The organism is Streptomyces sp. GD-15H, assembly GCF_045291515.1.
In the GTDB taxonomy this organism is placed as follows: Bacteria; Actinomycetota; Actinomycetes; order Streptomycetales; family Streptomycetaceae; genus Streptomyces.
This window is the reverse complement of the sequence record NZ_CP149447.1, coordinates 2,006,354-2,031,977: the sequence shown is the minus strand read 5'-3', so window position 1 is coordinate 2,031,977 and position 25,624 is coordinate 2,006,354. Positions and strand designations below refer to the sequence as shown.

Sequence of the window (25,624 nt, the reverse complement as noted above, 5' to 3'; positions counted from 1 at the left end):
CCTTGTCTCGAGTGAGAGTCAGGCGCTGGGACGGTGGGAGGAGGGGAGAGCGCGGGCGAGCAGCTCGGCGAGGTGGGTGCCGCGGCGGTCGGTCTGCTGGGCGATCTGGGTGCGGCAACTGAAGCCGTCGGCGAGGACGACGGTGTCGTGCGACGCCGCCCGCACGGCAGGGAGCAGGACCTGCTCGCCGGCGGCGACGGACACCTCGTAGTGACCCCGCTCGAAACCGAAGTTGCCGGCCAGCCCGCAGCAGCCGGAATCCAGACTGTTGTTGTCGACACCCATGGCGTCCAGCAAGGCGCTGTCGGCGCCGAAGCCGGAGGTGGCGTGCTGGTGGCAGTGCGTCTGGCTGATCGATTGGGCCTCGACGCGCGGGGGCTGCCAGTCGGGTGCGTGGTGGACGAGGAGTTCGGCGAGGGTGACGGTGGACCGGGCCAGGGCTTGGGCGTCGGCATTGCCGTCGAGGAGTTCGGGCAGGTCGGACTTGAGGGCCGCGGTGCAGCTGGGCTCGAGGCCGACGACGGGCGTTCCGGCGTGTGCGGCCGGCGCCAGAGCGGCGACGGTGCGCTCGGCGATGCGGCGGGCGATGCCGAGCTGCCCGGTGGTGATCCACGTCAGTCCGCAGCACTGGGTTCCGTCGGGGACCTGAACGCGGAAGCCGACGTGCTCCAGCACGGCCACTGAGGCCTGGAGGACCTCGGGGCTGAAATGGTTGTTGAAGGAGTCGACCCACAGCACGACCGGTCCGCGGTGTCCGTCGCCGCCGGGGGCGCGGGTGCGGAACCAGGACAGGAAGGTTTGCTCGGCGAACCGTGGCACCTCCCGCTCTTCGGCGATGCCGCCCAGGCGTTTGATCAGCGGGACGAGGCGGGATGCGGTCAGCGCGTTGACGAAGCGCGGCATGCGGGCGGCCAGACGGGAGAGTAGCGGCAGCCAGCCCATCGTGTAGTGGGAGGCGGGCCGGATGCGTCCCTTGTAGTGATGGTGCAGGAACTCCGACTTGTACGTGGCCACGTCCACGCCGACCGGGCAGTCGACGCTGCATCCCTTGCAGGACAGGCACAGGTCGAGGGCGTCGCGTACCTCGGTGGACCGCCAGCCGTCGGTGATCACCTCGCCCTGGGTCATCTCGTACAGCAGGCGAGCACGGCCGCGGGTGGAGTCCTTCTCGTCCAGGGTCACCCGATAGCTGGGGCACATGACGTCCCCGCGGTGGGAGGCGGTACGGCACTTGCCGACGCCGACGCAGCGGCGGGTGGCCTTGGCGAAGTCGCCGTCGTCGGAGTGGAAGGGGAAGACGGTGGCCAGGGGGAGGGGAGTGCGGTGCGGGCTGACGCGCAGGTTTCCGTCGAGGGGCAGCGGCTGCACGATCATGCCGGGGTTCAGACCGTTGTCGGGGTCCCAGATATTCTTGAACTCCTCGAACAGGGCCATGACCTCGGGCCCGTACATCACGGGCAGCAGCTCGGAGCGGGCCTGGCCGTCGCCGTGCTCGCCGGAGAGGGAACCGCCGTGGGCGGCGATCAGTTCGGCGGCGTCGGTGAGGAAGGCCCGGAAGACGGTGGTGCCCTCCTCGGTGGTGAAGTCGAAGTTGATGCGGACGTGCAGGCAGCCCTCGCCGAAGTGCCCGTACACGGCCCCCCGCAGGTGGTGTTGTTCCAGCAGCTCGGTGAACTCGCGAAGGTAGGAGCCGAGTTGCTCGGGCGGGACCGCCGCGTCCTCCCATCCGGGCCAGGCCTCGGACCCGTCGGGCAGGCGGGTGGCCAGGCCCGCCCCGTCCTCGCGGATCCGCCACAGTTGGCGGGCCCGCACGGGGTCGGTGACGATCTCACTGCCGGTGAGCCCGGCGGACTGTTCGGCCGCCGCGGTGAGTTCCCGGGCGCGCTGGGGCAGTTCGTCCGCGGTGCCACCGAGCTCGGCGAACAGCCAGGCCTGCGCGGCGGGCAGGGTGTCGATCGTCGCGCGGGTCTCGGGCCGGGTGATGATGTCGGTCAGCGCCTGGTCGAGCCCTTCCAGCGCCAGCAGCCGGTGGTCCAGCAGCGCGGGCACCGCGTCCGCCGCGGCGCAGGCGTCCTCGAAGCCGAGAACGACCAGGGCCCGCGCAGGCGGCGGGGAGACGAGACGGACGGTCGCCGAGAGGATGACCGCCAGTGTGCCCTCGCTGCCGACGAGGGCCTTGGCGAGGTTGAAGCGGTGCTCGGGCAGCAGGTGCTCCAGCCCGTAGCCCGACACCTGTCGCGGGAACCGCCCCAACTCGGTCCGCAGCGTCGCCAGATTGCCCTGCGCGAGCCGGTACAGGGACGCGATGAGCCGGCCCGGTCGTCATCCGCGGCGATGGCCTCGTCGATCTCGGCCTGGGTCATCTCACCGAGGCGCACCACGGTGCCGCGGTAGGTGACCACTTCGAGTTCCACGACGTTGTCCGCGGTGCGGCCCCAGGCCACCGAATGGGTGCCGCATGCGTTGTTGCCGATCATGCCGCCGACGGTGCACCGGCTGTGGGTGGACGGATCGGGACCGAACAGGAGGCCGTGCTCGGCGGCGGCCGTCTGCAGGTCGTCCAGGACGATGCCCGGCTGCACCGTCGCGGTGCGGGCCTGCGGGTCCAGGACGAGCAGCCGGTTGAAGAAGCGGGAGAAGTCGAGCACCACGCCGGCGCCGACGGCCTGTCCGGAGGTGCTGGTGCCCGCTCCCCGGGAGGTGACGGGCACGCCCAGCCGGCGGCACACAGCGAGCGCGTTGATGACGTGCTGCCGCTCGCTGGGGAAGACCACCGCCAGCGGGACCTGCCGGTAGTTGGAGGCGTCGGCCGAGTACTGTGCCCGGCGGCCGGCGTCACCGGCGACCTCGCCGCAGTTCCCTCGGCTGAGGGCTTCGGTCACGGCTGCCGCGTCGAGGCGGCCGAGGCCCTGCGCTGTCGTGGTCACTGTGCTCGCTCCTTCATGCTCACGTGAGTCGTTCCTGTGCCCTGACCAGGTGCGTCAGCCGGGCGTGCCGTCGAGTTCCAGCTCACGGGCGACCTGCGCGAGGGATCGGCTCTGCTGCTGCTCGTAGAGGGCGAAGGGATCCAGGACCTCGCGGCCGATGGCACCGGAGAGCCACTCGGCGTCGTAGGCGGTGCCTTCGTGGTCGTTGTTCCTGGAGCCCTCGCCGCTGAGGTTGGACTGGAAGATGCCGGCCGCGGAGCGGGGCAGGAAGTCCTCGTAGACGATGGGCTCGGCACGCACCCAGCCCTGCTCCACCAGATCGGCGATGCCGACGGGCGGACGGCTTCCGTCCCGCGGTCGGTCGGGCGCCACCTGGTAGGTGAAGCAGGCCAGGCCCCGGGCGATGAGCTCCTGCTCGGTGCCGGGCAGGTGCTGCTCCCACACGGTGCGCGTGAGTTCGCTCCGGTCCGCTTCGGGGCGGGCGGCCGCCTGCTGGTCGACGAGGGAGAGCAGGCGGTCGTAGAGGGCGCGGCCCTCGCGGGTGAGGGCGATGCCGCGGGCCTCGACCTCGCCGAAGCGCACCCGCAGGGCGCCGCTGATGACGGTGCCGTCCGGGGTACGCATCGCGCGGGGCTCGGCCAAGGCGCGGAAGGACGTCTGGCGCAGCAGGACGTCGGGTCCCTTCCAGGCCGGTGGGCCCTGAATGGTGTCGATCATCTCGATGCCGCGCTCGGTCATGCGCCGGTAGAGCTCGTCGATGTCCAGCACGCGGGGAGTGAGGTGGTTGATGTGCGTGCTGCGTACGCCGCCGATGTCCGCGGCGACGGCGGAGATCCGCTCCAGGGTCTCGTACCAGGCCTTGTCGACGGGTTCGGTCGACAGCTCGAAGGCCTGCACGGCGAGCTGGAGGAAACGCTCGGCGTCCTCCTCGGGCAGGGCCCGCTCCGCTTCGGCCCGGTCCGCGAGGGCGAGCAGCTCCGGGGGAACAGTTCCCGGCCGGCGAGGAAGGCCTCCAGCCGGGAGCGCAGGTCGGCGTCGAAGAAGCGCGGGTCGGCAGGGGTGAGCATGGAGGTGAAGACGCGGAAGGGATTGCGCGCCAGTTCCTCGCCGTCGATGGGACGGAAGGCGGTCGAGACGACCGGAACCGCGCTGGCGGCGGCTTCGCGCAGGTCGTAGAAGCCGACCGGGTGCATGCCCAGGGCGCCGAAGACACGGGCCACCTGCTGCAGCTCCTGCGGAGTGCCGACCCGGATGGCACCGTGGCGTTCCGCGGTCACCCGGCTGATGGAGCCCAGGCGTTCGGCATCGGCGCCCCGCGTGCGCAGGACGTCCTCATTGACCTCGCGTGAGACGTCCACGAGCGTGGTGTAGGCGGGGACCTCCCGCCCGTACATGTCCGAGAGCCGCGCAGCGAATGCGGCGCGCAGCTGCCACTGGCTGATCATCGACAGTTTCACCTTTCATTTTCCAGTCGGGGGTTCACACATGGGCTTCGAGGCGGGCCTCGCCATAGGCCCGCGCCCCGGCCGGGCGCGGGTGTGCCCCTCACGCGGGGACACGGGGTGTGTCCCTCGCATGGGTTGCACGGGTCAGTCGCGGGCCCGTACGACGCGGTAGGACGAGGGAGGCCGTACCAACGCATCGGGGTCTCCGACGTATTCGATGTGCACCCCGTAGTACTCGCGAGCGGCCTCGCAGCTCACATAGCCGTTGACGACGTCGTCGAGTACGCGCTCGACCGGACGCGCCTTCGGGTCGCCGTAGCCGCCGCCGCCCGGGAACCGCAACTGGACCACGGAGTCGGGGGCGAGGCGTACCAGTTGCTTCCGCGGGAGCTGCTCCGTGGTGGTGGCGTCGGTGAACTCGCCCCGTGCGCCGGGCAGTCCGCCCAGGGTGCCCGGGGCGGGGGTGTCGACCCGGTCGATGTTGGCGTTGAGTGTCCATCCGTGGTCGCCACGGCGGCCGACCCGTACCACCTGTCCGAGGCCGCCGCGGTGCTCGCCGGGGCCGCCGGAGTCGGGGCGCAGCTCGCGCTGCCGCTGGACGAGCGGGGTGAGGGTCTCCAGCACCTCGGTGGGAGCCGCCCGTACGCCGGTGGGGAAACCGGTCGTGTTCAGGCCGTCCTTGCTCGGGCGTCCGCCCGTTCCGCCGGCGCCGAACACGGTGAGGGTGAACGGATGTGTTTCCCCGATGTCCCCGCCGCGCCACACCGTCATCCACAGGGCGTCGGAGCTGGTGGCCGGCAGCCCCCCGGGAACCGCCGGGCGGAGGGCGTCGAACAGGAGGCTGGGCAGGAAGTGCCCGACCAGGTGCCGGGAGGCGACCGGGGCGGGGTCGACGCAGTTCAGCACGGAGCCGCGGGGCGCGCTCACCTGGACGGGCCGGAACGAGCCGGCGTTGTGCGGGACCTCCGGCGCGAGGGCGGCCTTGATCGCGAAGGAGGTGTACGCCCGGGTGTAGTTGAGGACCACGTTCACGCCGTGCCGCGACTGCGGTGAGGAGCCGGTGTAGTCGATGTCGACGCGGTCCCCGTCGATGGTCACGGCGACCGCCAGGTCGATCGGCTCTCCGTTGAACCCGTCGGACGTCAGCCGTGACTCGTAGCGGCCGTCGCGCAGTCCGCGCAGCGCGGTCCGCAAGGCCTTCTCGGAGCGGAGCATGATCTCGGCGGCGACGGCGTCGATGCTGTCGAGGCCGAACTCGTCCATCATCCTGCCGAGGCTGCGGGCACCCACCTGGTTGGCCGCCACCTGGGCGTAGATGTCGCCCATCGTCTCGTCGGGGGTGCGCACGTTGGCGCGGATGAGCTCCTCCAGGGGCTCGTTGGGCCCGGCTGCGGTCCGCAGTTTGAGGATGGGCAGCCGCAGCCCCTCCTCGAAGACCTCCGTCGCCGCGGCGGACAGGATGCGTCCGCCGATGTCGGGAGAGTGGCAGCAACTGGCGAACCACGCGACCAGCGTCCCGGCGCGGAAGACGGGGGTCGCGACCGTGATGTCGTTGATCTGACCGGCCGTCATCCACGGATCGTTGGTGATCAGCACGTCGCCGTCCGCGAGGGCCTCGGGCGGATACTTCGCCACGATGTGTCCCATCCCGGTCGCCATCGCGTTGATGTGGCCCGGGGTGCCGCCGGAGGACTGGCCGATCATCTCGCCCCGGCTGTCGAACACGGCGCAGGCGAGGTCGAGGGATTCGCGCACCACCGGGCTGAAGGCGGTGTTCACCAGTGCGGCCTGCTGCTCGTCCAGCAGGGAGTGCAGCCGGTTGGCCACCAGCCCGACAACGACCGGGTCCACCGGGCGGCCGGGAGCGGAGGCAGTGGTCATCGGGTTCCTCCTGAAGTGAACTCGACCAGGATGCTGCCGTCGTCGGTGACGGTGCAGCGGGCAGCGGGCGGGACGACGAGCGTCGACTCCCGTTCCCGTACCAGTGCCGGGCCTTCGACGGTGGTGCCGACGGCCAGCCGGTACCGGTCGTACACGGCCGTGGGCACATAGCCCCCGGCCGCGGGGAAGTAGGCGTCGCGGTGCCCGACGAGGGCGCTCTCGGACTCCGCCGGGCGTGCCGACCGCAGCCGGGCCCGGGGGTCGGGGCCGCGTGACGCGACGCGCCAGGTAAGGATCTCGGTCTCGACGCCCACCGGCGCGACGGTGCCGAACCGCTGCCGGTACTGCTCGGCGAAGCTCTCGGCGAGGTCCGCCTGCCAGCGGCCCCCCAGCGGGGGCACCGGCACCTCGATCTCGCTGCCCTGCCCGACGAAGCGCATCTCCAGGGTGCGCTCGTGCGTGATGTCCTCGGCCGGCACGCCGGAGCTGTGCAGGACGTGGGTGCCCTCGTCTTCCATCTCGCCGAAGATCTCCTCGAGCACGGGGAGTTCGACGGTGCCGAGTTCCGCGTGGCGCGAGCGGACGATGTCGATGGACATCGGCGCGGACAGGAAGCCCAGTGCGCTCAGGACACCGGCGGCGGGAGGCACCACCACGGCGGGGGAACCGAGTGCGGCCGCCACTCCGGGGCCGTGCAGGGGCCCGTTGCCCCCGGAGACGAACATCGGCAGGCGCGTGGGGTCCTGGCCCCGCTCGATCGCGTGGACGCGGGCCGCGTTCGCCATGCTCTCGTTGGCCGTCGCGTGGATCCCCCACGCCGCCTCGGCCACGCTGATGCCGAGTTCCTGGGCGACCTGCTTGTCGATGGCGGTCGCCGCCGCCTCCACGTCCAGGGACATGTCGCCGCCGAGGAAGTGGTCGGGGTCGAGGTAGCCGAGGACGACGTCGGCGTCGGTGACGGTGCAGTGCTCTCCGCCGCGGCCGTAGCTCACCGGGCCCGGTTCCGATCCGGCCGAGTCGGGGCCGACGGTGATCAGACCGAGTGAGTTGACCCGGGCGATCGAGCCGCCGCCCGTGCCGATCTCGATCATGTCGATGACCGGAGCCCGTACGGGGAGACCGGACCCGGCGCGCAGCCGGTACACCCGGTCCACTTCGAAGGTGTGGGTGACCAGGGGACGGCCGGCCTCGATGATGCAGAGCTTGGCGGTCGTGCCGCCCATGTCGAAGGCGATCTGGTCGGGCCGCTCGGCGCTGCGGCCGAACGCGACGGCCCCCAGCGCGCCGCCCGCGGGGCCGGACTCCAGCATCCTGATCGGGAACTGCCGGGCGACGTCGATCGCGGCGACCCCGCCGTTCGACAGCATGATCAGGGGGGCACTGCGCAGGCCGAGGCCACGCAGACGGTCGCGGAGGTCCTCCAGGTAGGTCTCGACGAGCTCCTGGACGTAGACGTTGGCCAGGGTGGTCGAGCTGCGCTCGTACTCACGGATCTCGGGGTTGACCTCGCTGGACAGCGCCACGCGCAGCTCCGGCGCGGTGGCCCGGATGATTTCCCGGACCTGCCGCTCGTGCTCGCTGTTGACATGGCTGTGCAGGAAGCACACCGCCACCGCCTGAACTCCGGCTGCCGACAGCTCGGCCGCGAGTTGCTTCACGGCGGTCTCGTCGAGGGCGGTGTCGACGGTGCCGTCGGCGAGCACGCGTTCGCGGATGCCGAAGCGCAGGTGCCTCGGTACGAGGGGACGGGGCAGTTCCAGGTCGAGGTCGTAGAGCTCGTACCGGTGTTCCCGACCCATCTCCACCACGTCGCGGAAGCCTTCGGTGGTGAGCAGCGCCGTTGTCGCACCACGGCGCTCGATCAGCGCGTTCGTCACCAGGGTGGTGCCGTGGACGAAGGTGGTGATGTCCGCGGCGTCGAGTCCGTGTGCCGCCAGGGTCTGCCGCAGCACCGTCTCGACGGCGGCCGCGGGTTCGCTGTGGGTGGTGAGGGTCTTCCCGACAGCGACGATCCCACGGTCATCGAGGATCGCCATGTCTGTGAAGGTGCCACCGATGTCCACCCCGACACGCAGTGCACGGGACTGGGTCATAGAAATCCTCCAGGGCCGACTGAGAACGTGCGCGGCGCCTCTTGCTCGGTCATCGGCACGCCGGAAGGACGCTACAGATCGTCTGACGATTTTGCAATGAATCGTCTGACGAAAATTGCTAGAATCCGAGCTCTCTCCTGTCGGAGAGATGACCGGCCGCAGTGGTCGCCGCGGCCCGAGGGGAGCAGGAATGACGGATTCGGCCGGCACCGCAAGCCGCGTGACGGACGCACTGCGCGCACAGATCGTCTCCGGCGAGTTGAAGCCGGGAACGCGGCTGTCCGAGGAGCGCATGAGAAAGATGCACGGTGTCTCCCGCAGCACCCTCCGCGAGGCCTACCAGCGACTCATCCGGGAGCGGCTGCTGGTGCACGAGCTGAGTCGCGGGGTCTTCGTCCGTCAGCTGTCCCGGGAGGACGTGGCCGATCTCTACCGGGTCAGACGGATCATCGAGTGTGCTGCGGTGCGGGCCATTCGGATCCTGACGCCGGCGGGTCTGCGCAGGCTGTCGGGCTCGATCGCCGACGGCCGCGCGGCGGCGGAGGAGTCGCGGTGGGACGCCGTCGCCGCCGCGAGCATCCGGTTCCACGAGGCGCTGGTGGCGCTCGCGGCCAGCGAGCGGCTGGACGCGATGATGAGCGGCATCCTGGCGGAGTTCCGGCTCGCCTACGTGCACATGAGTGACACCAGGGTCTTCCACGCCGCCTACCTCGACAGGAACACGGAGATCGCCGAGGCCCTGCGCTCGGGCGACATCGAGGAGGCGGCCGCACTGCTGGAGTCCTACCTGACGGACTCGGAGGCGGCGCTCCTCGAGGGCTACCCCGCTCGGTAACGCTGAGGTCATCGTCCGATGACGGGGATGTTTCAGTAACGAATCCCTTGATTATCGTCCGACGATTACCTACGGTCTCACCACTGTCGACCGCGGCGTATGCCCGCCTGTCCCCCTTCGGGAGTTCCTGTGAGCGTTGACCGCCAGACCGCCGTTCCTCCAGGGGCGAGCCCTCCTGAGGGACGACCGGTCCCCAGCAAGTCCACGCTGCGCCGAGCGACCGTCGGAGCCACCGTCGGCAGCATCGTCGAGTGGTTCGATGTGGCCGTCTACGGCTACCTGGCGAGTGTGCTGGGCAAGGTCTTCTTCCCCGCCAGCGATCCCACCACCCAACTGCTCAGCTCCTTCGCCGTGTTCGGAGTGGCCTTCGCCGTGAGGCCGCTGGGCGGGATCTTCTTCGGCGCACTCGGTGACCGCATCGGCCGGCAGAAGACCCTGGCCTGGGTCATCATTTCTGTCTCGGTCGCCACCTTGTGCATCGGCCTGCTGCCGTCGTACGCCTCGGTCGGGCTGCTCGCCCCCGTACTCCTGGTGGTCCTGAGGCTGATCCAGGGATTCTCCGCAGGTGGGGAGATGGGCGGCGCGTCCGCCTTCGTCGCCGAGTACGCACCACCGAAGCGGCGCGGGTACCTGGTGAGCCTGGTCGAGATGGGCTGCATCCTCGGCTTCCTGCTGGGCTCGCTGGTCGTGCTGCTCCTGAACCTCTCCCTGACCTCGGAGCAGATCCACGACTGGGGCTGGCGCCTCCCGTTCCTGATGACCGCCCCGCTCGGATTCATCGGGCTCTTCATCCGGAACAAGCTGGAGGAGACCCCCGAGTTCACCGCACTGCGCGCCGAGGGCAAGGTCTCCAAACGCCCCCTGCTCGAGTCGATCACCACGCACTGGCGGTCCATCCTTCGCACCGCCGGATACGCACTGTTCCAGAACGCCGCTCTGTACGTGATCCTCACGTTCATCCCGAGCTACCAGGAGAGCACGCTGGGCCACACGGCCACCCTCGCCTCGGTGTCGTCGGTCGTCTCCATGATCCTGGTGTGTGCGGCAATCCCCCTGATGGGCGGCCTGTCCGACAGGGTCGGCCGACGGCCCGTACTCGGTGCGTCGTGCGTCATGGCCCTGCTCCTGTCGTATCCGCTGTTCGTCATGATGGAGTCGGACAGTGCGGTGCTCGCGGTGCTCGCGCACTGCGGCCTGGGACTGATTCTGGCCGTCTTCCTCGGCCCGACCCTGGCCGCGATGAACGAACTGTTCAGCACCCGGGTGCGGTACGGCGGGTTCTCCCTCGGCTACAACTTCTCGGTCTCCGCCTTCGGAGGCACCGCACCCTTCATCGTTACCTTCCTCGTCGCCGAGACAGGAATCATCGCCTCCCCGGCGTTCTACGTCATGGCGAGCGCCGCCATCACCCTGGCGGTGGTCCTGACGACCCGGGAGAGCGCACCGCTCAAGACCGGCGAGGTGTAGCACCTCGCTCCCCCTCCCACCACCCGGCCACCCACCGCTCCGCGCGTTCCCAGGACGCTGCCGGACCCCGGTGCGGTGGCCGGGCGTCGTTCCCTCCGCCTTCCGCCGACAGGGGCGCGCGTCAACGGAGCGCCGGGTGATCCGCCACCACCGTGCAGGAGCCCGGGGCGATCTCCGTGAACCCGGCGTCGCGGACCGTGGGGAGGCCGCTGGTCACCAGGTCGGGCCAGTGGGACGGGTCGGCGGTGCGGACTACAAGGGGGAAGCCGGCGGCCTGCCATGCCGTGCGGGCTCCGTCCGGCAACTCCCACCAGGCCAGTTGGGCGGCGTGGCCCGCCTGGGCCATGGCCTTGCCGGCCGACATGTCGAGGTCGGGGTTGAGCCAGAGGGCGGGGGCGGTGGGGTCCGCCGGGGGCAGGGGCTCCGGGTCCTCGAGGTCGGTGCCGGAGACCTGGAGGCGGGCCAGGTCCTTGGGCCAGCCGTCCAGCGGGACGGGTGGGAAGACGCGGACCTCCGCCGACTTGCCGGTGACCGTGATGCCGGGAAGCGCCTCCGCGCGGCGCCACTCCGCGCCGCGGGCCCGGCGCACCACCTTGCGGATGCGGGCGTCCTGCCAGTCGCGCATCGCCCGCGCCCACTCGCCCTCGCCCGTCGACCGGTCGTCCACCAGCATCGTCAGCACCGCGCGGGCCGCCGTCTCCAGCGCGTCCGTACGGGCCGGGGGCGCCGACCGCTCGATGCGCGCCACGAGGGGCAGTACGAACTGGGGGGCCGTGTCGCGGGCGCTGGGCTCATGGCGGAAGGGGCTGTCGGCGGCGGGCGTCGGGTCGTTGTTCACCGGTCCAGTCTGCCAAGCCGCCGGGCACCGGGGACCGTCACCCCGAGCAGGACGTGCGCTCGGCCTCCCGCCACTCGCAGACGGGGCACATTGTGATGCCCTTGTACGACTCCGGGTACTCCGTCGGTTCCCGGCACAGCACGCACTCCGCGTACGGCGGACCGTCGGCCTTCGGCGGCCTGGACACGTCGATCAGGCAGTAGTCGTTGTCGTTCATACGTCCAGCGTAGGACGCTCAACTTCGTACGCCCGCCGTCGCGATCAGTGCGGAGACCTTCACGAACCGGTACCCCTTGCGGCGCAGCTCCGGGACGATCGTCCGCACCGCCCGCTCGGTCGTCGGGGCCGCGCTGCGCGTGCAGTGCAGGACGACCACCGAACCCGGCCGTACACCGTCCAGGACCTGCCGGGCCACCGCTTCCGCGTCCGTGGCGAACGCGTCACCGCCGACCACGTCCCACTGCACCGCCGTGACGCCCGTCGGGGTCAGCGCCTTGAGCGCCTCGCGGTCGTAGCAGCCGCCGGGGAAGCGGAAGTACGGCATCGGGTCCGGCACCCCGACCGCGCGGAAGGCGGTGTACGCCCGCTCCACGTCCGCCCGCATCCGGTCCGCGGAGACGGTCGGCAGGCCGTAGCAGTCGTCCGTGAACGCGTAGTGGCTGTAGGAGTGGTTGGCGACCTCGAAGAGCGGGTCCCGGCCGAGGGAGCGGGCCTGGGCCGGGTACTCCTCGGCCCATCGTCCCGTCATGAACACGGTGGCCGGCACCTTCAGCGCACGCAGGGTGGCGATCAGCCGCGGGTGGTCGAAGCGCTCGCCCGCCGCGGCCCTCGGGCCCTGGTCGGCGGTCATGTCGGCGTCAAAGGTGAGGGCCACCGTCTTGTCGCCGGGGGTGCGGAGACCGTTGCGGAACACCGGGGTCAGGCCCGAGGGGCCCGGGGCGAGGGTGGGTGGGGACGGCGGCGGTGCGGCGGGGGAGGCGGAGGGCGCGGGGCGGGGCCGCTGCTGAGGGGGCTGGGCGGTGGCGCAGGCGGTGAGCGCGGTGCCCAGAACGCATACGGCTGCTACGCGTCGTACAAGGGTGATCACCGTATGACAATATGAGAAGGTGTACCGCGCTTCCTCCGTCGCGGGGTGGAGCGCGGCCGGGTGTCACCCGGCCGGGGCAGGGCCTCCGTGCCGGCTGAGATGTCCCGCCGCTCCAGCGGCTGGGTCGCCGGGCCCTGGATGACCTTGCCGTCGGTGTCGAAGCGGGAGCCGTGGCAGGGGCATTCCCAGGCGCGTTCCGCGGAGTTGAAGTTGACCAGGCAGCCCAGGTGGGTGCAGCGGGCGGAGACCGCCTGCAGGGCGCCGTCCTCGTCGCGGTAGACCGCGAGGCGGCCGCCGTCGGCGCGGACCACGGCGCCCTCGCCGGGGGGCAGGGACTCCACCGGCGGTGAGGGGCGCAGCCGGTCGCCGACGAAGTGCCGGGCGACCTCGGCCTGGGTCTTGAGGAAGGACGGCGCCTCGCGTACGGCCGGACCCAGCCGACGCGGGTCGTACAGCCCGCTCCACGCGCGCTCCTCGCCGGTGATCTGCGCGGTGAGCAGCAGGCCCGCCATCATGCCGCCGCTCATGCCCCAGCCGCCGAAGCCGGTCGCGACGTAGGCGTGCCGGGCGCCGTGGTGCAACGGGCCGACGAGCGGCACGGTGTCGGTGGGGTCGTTGTCCTGGGTGGCCCAGCGGTGGGTGAGCTCCACGTCGGGGAAGTGCTCGCGCGCCCAGGCGGTCAGGCGGTCGAAGCGGGCCCGGGTGTCGCCCGTGCCCGGCGTGAAATGTTCCCCGGTGACCATGAGCAGGCGACGGGTGCCGTCCTCGCCATGGGGGGCCGTGCGCACCGAGCGGGTGTTCTCGTCGGGGGTGATGTACATCCCGTCCGGGTCCTGGTCGGCGGGGAGGGCACCGGCGACCACCAGTTCGCGGCGCGGGGAGAGGCGGGTGAACAGCAGGGCCCGGTCGAAGATCGGGTAGTGGGTGGCGACCACGACGTCCCGGGCGGTCACCGCGGCCCCGGCCGCGGTGGACAGGCGGCAGGGCTCGCCCTCGTCCAGGCCGAGGACGGTGGTGCCCTCGTGGACGCGTCCGCCGCGCGCCACCAGGTCGTCGGCGAGGGCCAGCAGGAACTTGCGCGGATGGAACTGCGCCTGACCGGTCACCTCGACCGCGCCCGCCACCGGGAACGGCAGTCCGGTCTCCGTCACGAACGAGGCCGGCAGCCCCGCCTCCCGCGCGGCCTCCGCCTCCGCGCGCAGCTCCTCGACCCGGCCCGCGTCACGGACGAAGGTGTACGCGCTGCGGCGCTCCCACTCGCAGTCGACGCCGAGCTCCGTCATGACATCGGCGAGGTGCTCGATCGCCTCCGACTGCGAACGGGCGTAGAGCCGCGCGCCCTCGCTGCCGCGGGTGCGGCGCAGCTTGTCGTAGATCAGCGTGTGCTGGGCGGTGATCTTGGCGGTCGTGTGTCCGGTGACACTGGCCGCGATCCGCCCGGCCTCCAGCACCGCGACGCTCTTCCCGGCCCGCGTCAGCTCCCAGGCGGTGCACAGCCCGGCGATTCCGGCGCCGATCACGGCCACGTCCACCTCGAGGTCGCCGGCCAGTGCGGTATGTCGGCCGCCCGGTGCGGTCTGGAGCCAGTACGAGCCGCTGACCTGCTGCTTCTCTGTCATGAATGCCGAGTACCCCGGCGCGCCGGGTTCAGTGGCCCGTGGCGGGGCTCGACATCCCCTCCTCTTGCAGACGGGGGTGGGCGGAACTAACATGCAACCAAATGGTTGTAGATGGAGTGACCGAAGAGACCGACGAGGCCGTGGACCGGCTGTTCCAGGCCCTGGCCGACGCGACGCGTCGCGACATACTCCGTCGTTGTGTGCGGAGTGAGCTGTCCGTGTCACGTCTGGCCGAGGCGTACCCGATGAGCTTCGCCGCGGTGCAGAAACACGTCACGGTGCTGGAGCGCGCCGGGCTGGTCACCAAGCAGCGGCGTGGACGGGAGCGACTCGTGCGTACCGACCCCAACGCGGTGGGCCGGGCGCGGCAGGCCCTCGACGAACTGGAGACGGCCTGGCGGGCGCGCGTGGACCGGATGTCCGGTCTGCTCGCGGACGGCGCCGGGCCCGACGACGACTCGACGAAAGGACAGGACGCATGACCGTCACGAGCGTGGACAAGGATCTCGACAACCTGACCCTCACCGTGATCGCGGACTTCACCGCCCCGGTAGAGAAGGTGTGGCAGCTGTGGGCGGACCCGCGGCAGCTGGAGCGCTGGTGGGGGCCGCCGGCCTACCCGGCGACCGTGGAGGCGCACGACCTGACCCCCGGCGGGGAGGTCAGGTACTTCATGACCAGCCCGGAGGGCGAGAAGTTCGGCGGCTGGTGGCGGATCGCCTCGGTCACCCCGCCCACCGCCCTGGAGTTCACCGACGGCTTCTCCGACCAGGACGGCAAGCCGGACCCCGAGATGCCGACCACGGCGGTACGGATGACGCTCAACGAGCGCGAGGGCGGTACCCGGATGGAACTGCGCTCGGTCTTCGACAGCCGGGAGCAGATGGATCAGCTCGCGGAGATGGGCATGGTCGAGGGGCTGCGGCAGTCGATCGGCCAGATGGACGACCTGCTGGCGGCCTGATCCGCGTACGGACCGCGTACGGACCGCGGGGACGGCCGGGGCTCGCCCCGGCCGTCCCCGCGTGCGTCACCGCCGCCAGGGGCCGGTGACCGCGAACGTCGTGCCGGGGGAGTAGCAGTTGACGTACATCGTCCGGCCGTCGGGGGAGAAGGTGACCCCGGCGAACTCGCCCCACTCCGGTTCCTCGGGCGTTCCCTCCGCCGCGGTAGCGGCTGATGTGATCGCCTGGCGGTTGCGCGCCATCGCGTACACCTCACCGCGCCGGGTGACGCCGTAGACGTACTGCGCGCCGCCGCCGTCCTCGCAGACCATCAAGCCGCCGCTGGGGGCGAGGCAGATGTTGTCCGGCGACTCGCCGGGCAGTTGGACGTCGGTGTCCGGCCCGAAGACGATCACCAGCGTCAGCCGCCGCCGGTCCGGGTCGTAGCGCCAGATCTGCCCGTAGTGGTCACCGCCCGAACCCTCGGCGCTGCGGGCGAAGGACGACACGAAGTACACCGACCGGCCGCCCCAGTAGCAGCCCTCCAGCTTCTGCGCGTGCGTGATGCCCCCGGCGCCGAAGTCCTGCAATCGGATGGGGGTTTCGGCGGCCTGCGGGTCCGGCACGTCCACCCACTCGACGCCGTCGAAGCCGGCGCCCGTCTCCTGGACGGAGGACAGGTCGGGCAGTCCGGGCACCCGCATCGCCTGGAGCCGGCCGCCCGCGCGCAGCGAACCGGTGCCGCCGAGCGGCTTGTTCGGCAGGAAGCGGTAGAAGAGCCCGAAGGGCCGTTCGAACGCGTCCTCCGTCTCGTAGACGACGCCCCGCTTCGGGTCGACCGCGATCGCCTCGTGCTGGAAGCGGCCCATCGCGGTGAGCGGCACGGCACCCGTGCGGCGCGGGTCGGCCCCGTCGACCTCGAAGACGAAGCCGTGATCCTTGGTGTAGCCGTTGGTGCCCGCCTTGTCCTCGGTCTCCTCGCAGGTCAGCCAGGTGCCCCAAGGCGTCGGCCCGCCCGCGCAGTTGACGGCCGTACCGGCGATCGCGACCCGTTCCGACAGCACCCGGTTGCGGGCGTCCAGGGTCAGCGACGTACAGCCGCCCTTGCCTTCCGGGTCGTAGGTCAGACCCTCGATCACCGGGACCGGGACCCTGCCGTTGGCGCGGTTCTCGTGGTTGCGGACGAGATGGACGCGGCCGTGTCTGCCCGCGAAGGCGGCCATGCCGTCATGGTGGGAGGGGACGGGGCCTTCACCGGAGCGCAGTTCGTCGCCCTCGCGGGAGAGCACCCGGTAGCGGAAACCTCTTGGCAGGTCCAGCAGCCCGTCGGGGTCGGGGACGAGGGGGCCGTAGTCGTGGTGGCCGAGGTTCTGCGCGGCGGCGGTCGCGGGAGTGAACAGCTCGGAGAGGGCGCCGGAGAACGCGATGCCGATTCCCAGGGCGCCGGAACGGGCGAGCAGATGACGTCGTGTCGAGGGCAGGAATCCGGTGTCGGACCCTGTTTCCGGCATGCCTGTTTCTGACATAGGGGAACCTTCCTGCTGGCGGACAGGAACTGTGGTCCCGCCGTGTCTATCACCTGCCGCGAGTCACGGGAACCACGCGCGGAGCACGTGTCACGCGTCGGTCCGGGGGCGGTCGCGTGTCATGTGTCCGGGGTCGGGGCCGGAGTCGGTTTGCGGCCCGTGTCCGGGGCCAGGCGCCCGAAGTCCGGGACCGTGCGATCGGTATCCGGGGCTCGGTCCCTGCCCCCGTCTCCGACCCTGCCGCTCTCTCGCCCTGCCACTCCGTCTTTGTCCGCGTCGCCGGTCCTGTGCCGGTCGCTCGGCGATCCGGGTTTCTCGAGGGCGCGTTCCTGCTGCACCGGCTGCTGGGCGGCCCGTTCCAGGAAGCGCAGCAGCTCCACCGGGAAGGGCAGCACCAGCGTGGAGTTCTTCTCGGCCGCGACCGCCACGATCGTCTGCAGCAGCCGCAGCTGCAGCGCGGACGGCGTGTCCGCCATCTGCTGGGCGGCCTCGGCCAGCTTCTTCGACGCCTGGAGCTCGGCGTCGGCGTTGATGACCCGGGCCCGCCGCTCGCGGTCGGCCTCCGCCTGCCGGGCCATGGACCGCTTCATCGTGTCGGGCAGCGAGACGTCCTTGATCTCGACCCGGTCGATCTGCACGCCCCAGCCGACCGCCGGGCTGTCGATCATCAGCTCCAGGCCCTGGTTGAGCTTCTCCCGGTTGGACAGCAGGTCGTCGAGATCGCTCTTGCCGATGATCGAGCGCAGTGAGGTCTGCGCCATCTGGGAGACCGCGAACCGGTAGTCCTCGACGTTGACGAGCGCGGCGGCCGCGTCGACGACCTTGAAGTAGACGACCGCGTCCACCCGCACGGTGACGTTGTCCCGGGTGATGCCCTCCTGCGCGGGCACCGGCATCGTGACGATCTGCAGATTGACCTTGTGCAGCCGGTCCACGAACGGAACGATCACCGTGAACCCCGGTTTGCGCTCCTCGCCGCGCAGCCGGCCGAGGCGGAAGACCACGCCCCGCTCGTACTGCTTGACGACCCGCGCCGCCGCGGCGAGATAGGTGAGACCCGCGGCACCGGTTACGGCGGCCGCGGCGAGCAGCTCTTCGACCATGACGACCTCCCGTCAGAGGTCTGCTTCACGCGCTTACGGTCACTCCTGCCACGATATGCCCGCCGCCCCGGCCGGGGCCATGGGTGAGGTCATGCAGCCGGCAGGCGAGGAAGCGGCTACGGGGTCCCGGTGAGCCATGGCGTCCCGGGCCAGCGCGGTGAGCCGGGAGATCGCCCGGAAGTACTTCTTGCGGTAGCCGCCCCTCAGCATCTCCTCGCTGAACAACTGGTCGAAGGGCAGTCCCGAGGCGAGTACGGGCACCTCGCGGTCGTAGAGCCGGTCGGCGAGGACGACCAGCCGGAGCGCCGTCGACTGGTCCGGTACCGGGCGCACACCGGTGAGGCACACGGCGGCGAGCCCGTCGGTGAGGGCGCCGTAGCGGCTGGGGTGCACCTTCGCGAGGTGCTCCAGCAGATCCGCGAAGCTGTCCAGCGAGGCGCCCTCGGTGGCGTACGCCGTCTTGGTCACCAGTTCGTCGGTGTACGGCGGCGGTGCCTCGGGCAGACCGCGATGGCGGTAGTCCTCGCCGTCGATGCGCAGGGCGCGGAAGCGGGCCGACAGGCCCTGGATCTCGCGCAGGAAGTCGGCCGCGGCGAACCGGCCCTCGCCGAGCTTGCCGGGCAGCGTGTTGGAGGTGGCGGCGAGCGCGACCCCCGCCTCGACCAGCTTGCCGAGCAGGGTGGAGACGAGCACGGTGTCGCCGGGGTCGTCCAACTCGAACTCGTCGATGCACAGCAGCCGGTGACCGGAGAGCGTCCGTACCGTCTGCTGGAAGCCGAGGGCGCCGACCAGGTTGGTCAGCTCCACGAAGGTGCCGAACCCCTTGAGCGCGGGCTCGGCCGGGGTGGCGTGCCACAGGGAGGCCAGCAGGTGGGTCTTGCCGACGCCGTAGCCGCCGTCGAGGTAGACGCCGCGCGGGCCGGCCGGGCGGGCTTCGCCGGCTTCCCGAAGCCGAACAGCCGGCGCCTGCCCGAACCGCCGGCCGGTGCTCCGCCGAGACCCGCCGCGAAGCCTTCGAGGACGCCCACGGCCTCGGTCTGGCTGGGCTGGTTCGGGTCAGGTATGTAGGTGTCGAAGCGGACCGCGTCGAACCGGGGCGGGGGGACCATCTCGGCGACGAGCCGGTCCGCGGGGACGCGCGGCTCACGGGCGCACAGGGACAGCGGGGCCGCGTCGGCGGTGGGAGCGAGCCGGGAGGCAGGGGAGGAGGACGACACGCTTACTGATACTAGGTCCTCTTGTCACACTCACGTCGTCCGCCCGGAGGACGGGCCGTGCGGCGTCATGGGGGTCCCCCCGCTCATGGGGGTCCCCCCGCTCATGGGGGTCCCCCCGCTCATGGGGGTCCCCCCGCTCATGGGGGTCCCCCCGCTCATGGGGGTCCCCCCGCTCGAGCGAAGTCGAGAGTGGGGGAGAAGTCGAGAGTGGGGGAGAAGTCGAGAGTGGGAGAAGCCGAGAGCTCGGGGGAGTGCATGGCGTCGCGAGGCAGACGGGGGTTCGAGGGCAGGGCCTACGGGGCGTGGAACACTGCACGGCATGCGACGCCTCTTCCCTGTGATCGACGAAACAGCAGCTCCCGCCGGGGAGACGACCGGTACCTCCCGCCCGGGAGAGGGCGGAGAGGGCGGGGAGTGGAGCCTGGCCGAACTGGCCGCCGCGTACGCCTACCCGGGGCCGGGGCCCGATGGGGAGCGGCAGCCGTGGCTGCGGGCCAACATGGTGTCCACGCTCGACGGAGCCGCCCAGCACGAGGGCCGCTCGCAGCCCATCTCCAGCTCGGCCGACATGCGCGTCTTCGGCACGTTGCGGGCCCTCGCGGACGTCGTGCTCGTCGGCGCGGAAACGGTTCGGCTGGAGGGCTACCGCCCGGCACGCGCGCGTGCGGAGTTCGCGGCGGCGCGCGAGGCGGCCGGGCAGGGTCCCGCGCCGGCGATCGCCGTGGTGTCCGCCGGCCTGGACCTGGACTTCTCCCTGCCGCTGTTCACCGCTCCGCTGGTGGACACCCTGATCCTGACCGGTGCCGCCGCGTCCCCCGACCGGATCGCCGCCGCCGAGGCGGCCGCCGGGACCCGTGTGGTGATCGCGGGGGAGGGCGCCGGTGTGGACCCGGGGCGCGCGGTCCGGGCGCTCGCGGAACTGGGGCACACCCGGCTGCTGACCGAGGGCGGGCCGCGGCTGCTGGGGCAGCTGGTGGCCGCCGGGGTGCTGGACGAGCTCTGTCTGACCGTCGCCCCGATGCTCGTCGCGGGTGACGCTCAGCGCATCGCCGATGGACCGTCTGTGACACTTCCGCGTCGTTTCACGCTGAAATCGATGTTGGAGGAGGACGGTTTCCTTTTCACGCGGTACGCGCGGTCCTGAACGGACCGGGCAGACCCGAATCCTCCTGCGGTATCCGGAGCGTCCAGGAGCATCCGGAAACGAGTTCGATGATTACCGCTGGTCCGGTAATCAGCGGAATGTTCCGTTCCGCTTGGTGTCGCGAGGGGCACACTGAACCCGGTGGTGCCCGTGCGCGCGGGACAGGACGGATTCCGCAGGGCCTGGCTCGGCCCACGGGGAGAGAGGGCCGACGGCCCTCCGAGGAGAAGGGGCGCCTGGTGTTCACAAGCGTACTGATGATCGAGAAGGCCCTGACGTCCGCCGACGTGGAGTTCGTCACCACCTTGCACGGTGACGAGGAGGTCGCCTTCCAGGTGCTGCTCCAGCCGCGCGGCGAGCAGGCCGACCGGCTGCTGAGGGCCATCGACGACGTGGCCCTCGGTGAGCTCGACGACGCCGTCCGTGAGGCGGAGACGCCTGAGGGCGAGGATGCCAGGACGATGGGGGAGCGGGCACTCGAGGTGTCCCTGCAGGCCCTGCGCGCCGCCGGGCACGAGGCCGACGGCCGGCTGATCGAGGACCACCCGCTGGACGTGCTGAGAACGATGGTCCAGGAGGCCGGGGCGGACGAGGTGATCGTGCTCACCGATCCGCACTACGTGGAGGAGTTCTTCCACCGGGACTGGGCCTCCCGGGCCCGCCACAAGGTGGGCGTGCCGGTGCTGAAACTGTTCTCGCACAGCAAGGCATAGGCTGGGGCGGCGCCCTTCCGACGAGGGCGCGAGGACACTCGTCACCACTGGGGAGAAACACGCATGGCACCCGGCCTTCCTACCGCCATGGACCGACCGCACTTCATCGGCATCGGCGGCGCCGGGATGTCGGGCATCGCGAAGATCCTCGCGCAGCGCGGCGCCGAGGTGGCCGGCAGTGACGCCAAGGAGTCCGCCACCGCCGAGGCGCTGCGCGCGCTGGGCGCCACGGTCCACCTCGGGCACGCCGCCGGGCACCTGGCCGACGACGCGAGCTGCGTGGTCGTGTCGTCGGCGATCCGTGAGGACAACCCGGAACTCGTCCGCGCGGCCGAACTGGGCGTTCCCGTGGTCCACCGTTCCGACGCGCTGGCCGCCCTCATGGACGGCCTGCGCCCGATCGCGGTGGCCGGCACCCACGGCAAGACCACGACCACCTCGATGCTGGCCGTCTCCCTGACCGAGCTGGGCCGCCGCCCGTCGTACGCGATCGGCGGCGACCTGGACGTGCCCGGCTCCAACGCGCTGCACGGCGAGGGCGAGATCTTCGTCGCCGAGGCGGACGAGTCGGACCGCAGCTTCCACAAGTACGCCCCCGAGGTCGCGATCATCCTCAACGTGGAACTGGACCACCACGCCACCTACGCGTCCATGGAGGAGATCCACGAGTCCTTCGAGACGTTCGTCGGCCGGATCGTGCCCGGCGGCACGCTGGTGATCTCGTCGGACCACGAGGGCGCGCGGGAACTGACCCGGCGCCTGCGCACCTCGGCCGGTGCGGCAGGTTCGGAAGGTTCAGCCGGCTCCGTCCGGACGGTGACGTACGGGGAGGCGCCCGACGCCGACGTGCGGGTGACGTCGGTCGTCCCGCAGGGGCTGAAGAGCGAGGTGACCGTCGAGTTCGAGGGCACCCCGCTCACCTTCACGGTGTCCGTCCCGGGCCGCCACTACGCGCACAACGCGGTGGCCGCGCTCGCCGCCGGCGTCGCGGTCGGCATCCCGGCCGCCGAACTGGCTCCGGCACTGGCCGCGTACACCGGGGTGAAGCGGCGCCTGCAGCTCAAGGGCGAGGCGGCGGGCGTCCAGGTCATCGACTCCTACGCGCACCACCCGACCGAGATGACCGCCGACCTGGAGGCGATGCGCGCCGCCGCGGGCGACGCCCGCATCCTCGTCGTCTTCCAGCCGCACCTTTTCTCCCGCACCCGGGAGCTGGCCAAGGAGATGGGTCAGGCCCTGTCCCTGGCCGACTCCTCGGTCGTGCTGGACGTCTACCCGGCCCGGGAGGACCCGATCCCGGGCGTCACCAGCGAGCTGATCATCGACGCGGCGCGGGCGGCCGGCGCGGACGTGACACCGGTGCACGACAAGGCGGAGATTCCGGATGCGGTCGCGGGAATGGCGAAGCCCGGCGATCTGGTTCTCACCATGGGAGCGGGCGACGTCACCGACCTCGGCCCGCTGATCCTTGACCGTCTCTCGAAGTGAGACGCGGAAGAAGCACGCAGCAGCGGAAGCAAAGGGGCTGAAGGCTCATGTCGTACGACGTGGAGAAGCCGGACGAGCAGTGGCGCGCGGAGCTGTCGGCGTCCGAATACGCCGTTCTGCGCCAGGCGGCCACGGAGCCGGCCTTCACCGGTGAGTACACCGACACGAAGACCGAGGGCGTCTACTCGTGCCGCGCCTGCGGCGCCGAACTGTTCACCTCGAAGACCAAGTTCGAGTCGCACTGCGGCTGGCCCTCCTTCTACGACCCACGGGACTCCGAGGCGGTCGAGCTGGTCGAGGACCGGTCGCACGGCATGGTGCGTACCGAGGTGCGCTGCTCCCGCTGCGGCTCACACCTCGGGCACGTCTTCGAGGGTGAGGGGTACGCGACGCCCACGGACCAGCGGTACTGCATCAACAGCATCTCGCTGAAGCTGCAGCCCACCGAGGGCTGATCCGCGCGGACGCGCGCCGAGCCGTGGTGGCGGGGAGGGCCGCCGGGAATCCCGGCGGCCCCCCCGCCCGGTTCTCATCTGCCGGTGAGGCCGTGTCAACGGTCGGCCGGGCTCGGTTCGTTCAGGGGCAGTCGGGTGGTTTCCCGAGGTCGGGGCGGGGCAGGTGGCCGCGTAGCGCGGGGGCGTGTTCCCCGGGCGCTGTCGGAGGTGCCGTCTACACTCGACCGGCGGCAGACCGTGCGGCCGGCTCGGCCGGAAATTCTCAGCCACCCGAAGGGTATTCGGCGTCTTGATACGGATCGACTCAGTGACGAAGCGCTACCCGGACGGCACGGTGGCGGTCGACCGGCTCTCCCTGGAGATTCCCGACCGTTCGATCACCGTCCTGGTCGGACCGTCGGGCTGTGGCAAGACGACCACCCTGCGCATGATCAACCGGATGGTCGAGCCCACCGAGGGAACGATCCTGCTCGACGGTGCGGACATCCAGGGCCGGCCGGTCACCACCCTGCGCCGGTCCATGGGGTATGTCATCCAGAACGCCGGACTCTTCCAGCACCGCACGATCGTCGACAACATCGCCACCGTGCCGCGCATGCTCGGCTGGGGCAAGCAGCGGGCCCGGGAGCGGGCGGCGGAGCTGATGGAGCGGGTGGGCCTCGACACCGCCATGGCCAAGCGGTACCCGTACCAGCTCTCCGGCGGCCAGCAGCAGCGCGTCGGAGTGGCGCGCGCGCTCGCCGCGGACCCGCCGGTGCTGCTGATGGACGAGCCGTTCTCGGCCGTCGACCCGGTGGTCCGCAAGGGCCTGCAGGAAGAACTCCTTCGGATCCAGGAAGAGTTGGGCAAGACCATCGTCTTCGTCACGCATGACATCGACGAGGCGGTCAAACTCGGCACGATGGTCGCCGTACTGCGCGAAGGCGGCCGGCTCGCCCAGTACGCGCCGCCCGCCGAACTGCTGTCCGACCCCGCGGACGCGTTCGTCGAGGACTTCCTCGGGGCCGACCGGGGCATCCGGCGGCTCTCCTTCCTCACCACCGCCGCGCTGGAACTGGCCACCGACACGGTGATCCCGCCGGACGCCACCGCCGAGCGGATCGACGCGTCGAACGCCCCCCACCTCCTGGTGACCGACGACGAGGGGCGCCCGCTCGGCTGGTCCGAGCCCCGGCGGCTGACCGCCGGGGACATCAGGCCCGACCGGCTGCTGCCGTACGGGCGGCCGTTCGTGCCCGGCGTGGACTCGCTGCGGGTCGCGCTCGACTGCGCCGTGCTCTCCCCCACCGGCTGGGCCGTCGCCGTGGACGACGCCGGCCGGGTGCGAGGCGTCGTCTCCCAGCAGACCATCGGCGACGCCATCCGCACCGCCCACCGAGGCGGCCGCGCCGACGACGAGAAGGTCGCCGGGTGAGCGGCTTCTTCGACATCCCCAGCGACCTCCAGCACAGCTGGGCAGGCCTGATCGGACTGCACCTGAGGGAGGCGCTGATCCCGGTGGCGGCCGGGCTGCTGCTCGCGCTGCCCATCGCCCAGCTGTGCGGACGCCTCCGCTGGCTGTACCCGCCGGTGCTGGGCATGACGACCGTGCTGTACGCCGTCCCGTCGCTGGCGTTCTTCGTCGTCCTCATCGACTACACCGGCCAGACCGAACTCACCGTGATGATCCCGCTGGCCCTGTACAGCCTGGTGGTGCTGATCCCGGCGATCGTCGACGGGGTGCGCTCGGTGCCACAGGAGACGCTGGCCGCGGCCACCGCCATGGGCTTCGGCCCCGTACGCCGGTACACCCAGGTGCAGTTGCCGATCGCCGCCCCCGCCATCATCGCCGGCCTGCGGGTGGCCACCGCGTCCAGCATCTCCCTGGTCAGTGTCGGCGCCCTGATCGGCAATCAGGGCGCCCTCGGCAACCTGCTCGCGGCCGCGCAGAAGTACGACCGGCCCGAGCTCGCGGTGAACTCCGTGGTCACGATGGCCGTGCTGGCGATCCTGTGCGACGCGCTGCTGGTCCTGCTCAGGGTCCTGCTCACGCCATGGATGCCACGCGGGACGCGGCCGAAACCCGCCGTACGCCCCGAGCCGTTCGAAGCGGAGGGCGCGGCCCGGTGAACATCCTCGACTTCATGAACGCCTTCTTCGGCGACAGTGCCCACTGGCACGGCTACGACGGCATCCCGCAGCGCTTCCTCGAACACGTCCGGTACTCTCTGCTGGCCCTCGCGATCGCCGCCGCGATCGGCCTGCCCGTCGGCCTGCTGACCGGGCACACCGGCCGCGGCGGGAACGCACTCGCCTTCCTCGCCAACGCCGCCCGCGCCCTGCCCAGTTTCGGTCTGCTGGTACTGGTGGTGCTGCTGATCGGCTTCGGCCTGCTGCCCGTGATGATCCCGCTGGTCGTGCTGGCCGTCCCGCCGATCCTGGTGACCACCTACGAGGCCGTCCGCTCCGTGGACCCCTCCCCGGTGGACGCCGCCCGCGGCATGGGCATGCGCGAGTCGCGCATCCTGTTCCAGGTCGAGGTGCCGGTGGCGCTGCCGCTGATCCTGAGCGGGCTGCGCTCGGCGGCCATCCAGATCGTGTCGACGGCCACCATCGCCGCGTACGTCAGCCTGGGCGGCCTCGGCCGGTACATCATCGACGGGCTCTACCAGCGCGACTACGAGAAGGTGGTCGGCGGAGCCACCCTGGTGGCGGTCCTGGCCCTCGTCACGCTCGCCCTGTTCTGGGCGGCGGGACGGCTGGTGGTGTCACCGGGCGTGCGACGGCGCTGAACCGGCCCCCGGACGCACGGGCGGCCGGCCGTGCCATCCGTCATCAGGTTCGTGCCGCCTTCCACGAGGTC

General features: G+C 71.3%; 19 protein-coding genes and 3 pseudogenes. 11 read left to right on the top strand and 11 right to left on the bottom strand.

The annotated features are described in order from the left end of the window. Positions 1 to 18: 18 nt before the first annotated feature. From WJ438_RS09690 to WJ438_RS09675, 4 genes and pseudogenes are all read right to left on the bottom strand, one after another. Positions 19 to 2,927 (bottom strand): annotated as a pseudogene (locus tag WJ438_RS09690) (FAD-binding and (Fe-S)-binding domain-containing protein). A gap of 54 nt (positions 2,928 to 2,981) precedes the next feature. Beyond that, a pseudogene (locus tag WJ438_RS09685) lies at positions 2,982 to 4,372 on the bottom strand (2-oxoadipate dioxygenase/decarboxylase family protein). A 144-nt stretch (positions 4,373 to 4,516) separates the two neighbouring features. Further along, positions 4,517 to 6,253, bottom strand: a complete 1,737-nt coding sequence (locus tag WJ438_RS09680; protein WP_406724859.1) for a hydantoinase B/oxoprolinase family protein — start codon at positions 6,251 to 6,253, stop codon at positions 4,517 to 4,519. Continuing rightward, entirely contained in the window at positions 6,250 to 8,346 is a 2,097-nt protein-coding gene (locus WJ438_RS09675; RefSeq protein WP_406724858.1) for a hydantoinase/oxoprolinase family protein, read from the bottom strand. The genes WJ438_RS09680 and WJ438_RS09675 overlap by 4 nt, the downstream gene beginning before the upstream one ends. 190 nt (positions 8,347 to 8,536) lie before the next feature. Between WJ438_RS09675 and WJ438_RS09670 the strand changes: the two genes are divergently transcribed. Together WJ438_RS09670 and WJ438_RS09665 are read left to right on the top strand one after the other, a co-directional pair. Beyond that, positions 8,537 to 9,181, top strand: a complete 645-nt coding sequence (locus tag WJ438_RS09670; RefSeq protein ID WP_406724857.1) for a GntR family transcriptional regulator — start codon at positions 8,537 to 8,539, stop codon at positions 9,179 to 9,181. A 129-nt stretch (positions 9,182 to 9,310) separates the two neighbouring features. Beyond that, positions 9,311 to 10,648: an MFS transporter gene (locus tag WJ438_RS09665; RefSeq protein ID WP_406724856.1), complete on the top strand. Its 1,338-nt coding sequence runs from the start codon at positions 9,311 to 9,313 to the stop codon at positions 10,646 to 10,648. Between the two features lie 121 nt (positions 10,649 to 10,769). On the opposite strand, the gene WJ438_RS09660 is transcribed toward WJ438_RS09665, so the two are convergent. The 4 genes from WJ438_RS09660 to WJ438_RS09645 are packed head-to-tail and all read right to left on the bottom strand — an operon-like array spanning position 10,770 to position 14,192. After that, positions 10,770 to 11,486, bottom strand: coding sequence for a peptidyl-tRNA hydrolase (locus WJ438_RS09660; RefSeq protein ID WP_406724855.1), 717 nt, complete (start codon positions 11,484 to 11,486; stop codon positions 10,770 to 10,772). Between the two features lie 37 nt (positions 11,487 to 11,523). Further along, on the bottom strand, positions 11,524 to 11,703 hold the full coding sequence (locus WJ438_RS09655; RefSeq protein ID WP_406724854.1) for a hypothetical protein: 180 nt from the start codon (positions 11,701 to 11,703) through the stop codon (positions 11,524 to 11,526). 18 nt (positions 11,704 to 11,721) lie between these two features. Further along, positions 11,722 to 12,573 (bottom strand): polysaccharide deacetylase family protein, encoded by an 852-nt coding sequence (locus WJ438_RS09650; protein WP_406724853.1) that lies wholly within the window; start codon positions 12,571 to 12,573, stop codon positions 11,722 to 11,724. Next, positions 12,570 to 14,192: an FAD-dependent oxidoreductase gene (locus WJ438_RS09645; RefSeq protein ID WP_406724852.1), complete on the bottom strand. Its 1,623-nt coding sequence runs from the start codon at positions 14,190 to 14,192 to the stop codon at positions 12,570 to 12,572. Before WJ438_RS09645 ends, WJ438_RS09650 begins: the two co-directional genes overlap by 4 nt. A gap of 101 nt (positions 14,193 to 14,293) precedes the next feature. On the opposite strand from WJ438_RS09645, the gene WJ438_RS09640 reads away from it, so the two are divergent. After that, positions 14,294 to 14,674, top strand: coding sequence for an ArsR/SmtB family transcription factor (locus WJ438_RS09640; protein WP_406724851.1), 381 nt, complete (start codon positions 14,294 to 14,296; stop codon positions 14,672 to 14,674). Then, the gene (locus tag WJ438_RS09635; protein ID WP_406724849.1) at positions 14,671 to 15,156 is read left to right on the top strand and encodes an SRPBCC domain-containing protein; all 486 of its coding nucleotides are present in this window, start codon (positions 14,671 to 14,673) and stop codon (positions 15,154 to 15,156) included. Before WJ438_RS09640 ends, WJ438_RS09635 begins: the two co-directional genes overlap by 4 nt. A 66-nt stretch (positions 15,157 to 15,222) precedes the next feature. Here WJ438_RS09635 and WJ438_RS09630 read toward each other — a convergent pair whose 3' ends face one another. The 3 genes and pseudogenes from WJ438_RS09630 to zapE all read right to left on the bottom strand — a co-directional run bounded on the left by WJ438_RS09630 (position 15,223) and on the right by zapE (position 18,982). Next, a complete protein-coding gene (locus WJ438_RS09630; protein ID WP_406724847.1) occupies positions 15,223 to 16,647 on the bottom strand; it encodes a PhoX family protein in 1,425 nt (474 codons plus the stop codon). Positions 16,648 to 16,781: 134 nt separating this feature from the next. After that, positions 16,782 to 17,765: a slipin family protein gene (locus WJ438_RS09625; RefSeq protein ID WP_406724845.1), complete on the bottom strand. Its 984-nt coding sequence runs from the start codon at positions 17,763 to 17,765 to the stop codon at positions 16,782 to 16,784. Between the two features lie 39 nt (positions 17,766 to 17,804). Beyond that, positions 17,805 to 18,982 (bottom strand): annotated as a pseudogene (zapE, locus tag WJ438_RS09620) (cell division protein ZapE). Between the two features lie 319 nt (positions 18,983 to 19,301). On the opposite strand from zapE, the gene WJ438_RS09615 reads away from it, so the two are divergent. The 7 genes from WJ438_RS09615 (at position 19,302) to WJ438_RS09585 (ending at position 25,553) form a co-directional block, all read left to right on the top strand. Beyond that, on the top strand, positions 19,302 to 20,126 hold the full coding sequence (locus WJ438_RS09615) for a pyrimidine reductase family protein (protein ID WP_406724844.1): 825 nt from the start codon (positions 19,302 to 19,304) through the stop codon (positions 20,124 to 20,126). 239 nt (positions 20,127 to 20,365) lie between these two features. Further along, positions 20,366 to 20,839, top strand: a complete 474-nt coding sequence (locus tag WJ438_RS09610; RefSeq protein WP_406724843.1) for an indole-3-glycerol phosphate synthase — start codon at positions 20,366 to 20,368, stop codon at positions 20,837 to 20,839. 63 nt (positions 20,840 to 20,902) lie between these two features. After that, positions 20,903 to 22,327, top strand: coding sequence for a UDP-N-acetylmuramate--L-alanine ligase (gene murC / locus WJ438_RS09605; RefSeq protein ID WP_406724842.1), 1,425 nt, complete (start codon positions 20,903 to 20,905; stop codon positions 22,325 to 22,327). A gap of 47 nt (positions 22,328 to 22,374) precedes the next feature. Beyond that, a complete protein-coding gene (gene msrB, locus WJ438_RS09600) occupies positions 22,375 to 22,782 on the top strand; it encodes a peptide-methionine (R)-S-oxide reductase MsrB (RefSeq protein WP_406724841.1) in 408 nt (135 codons plus the stop codon). Positions 22,783 to 23,071: 289 nt separating this feature from the next. Then, positions 23,072 to 24,196: an ABC transporter ATP-binding protein gene (locus WJ438_RS09595; RefSeq protein ID WP_406724839.1), complete on the top strand. Its 1,125-nt coding sequence runs from the start codon at positions 23,072 to 23,074 to the stop codon at positions 24,194 to 24,196. Next, positions 24,193 to 24,891, top strand: a complete 699-nt coding sequence (locus WJ438_RS09590) for an ABC transporter permease (RefSeq protein ID WP_406724838.1) — start codon at positions 24,193 to 24,195, stop codon at positions 24,889 to 24,891. Before WJ438_RS09595 ends, WJ438_RS09590 begins: the two co-directional genes overlap by 4 nt. Next, positions 24,888 to 25,553, top strand: a complete 666-nt coding sequence (locus WJ438_RS09585; RefSeq protein ID WP_406724837.1) for an ABC transporter permease — start codon at positions 24,888 to 24,890, stop codon at positions 25,551 to 25,553. The genes WJ438_RS09590 and WJ438_RS09585 overlap by 4 nt, the downstream gene beginning before the upstream one ends. The last annotated feature ends 71 nt before the right edge of the window (positions 25,554 to 25,624 follow it).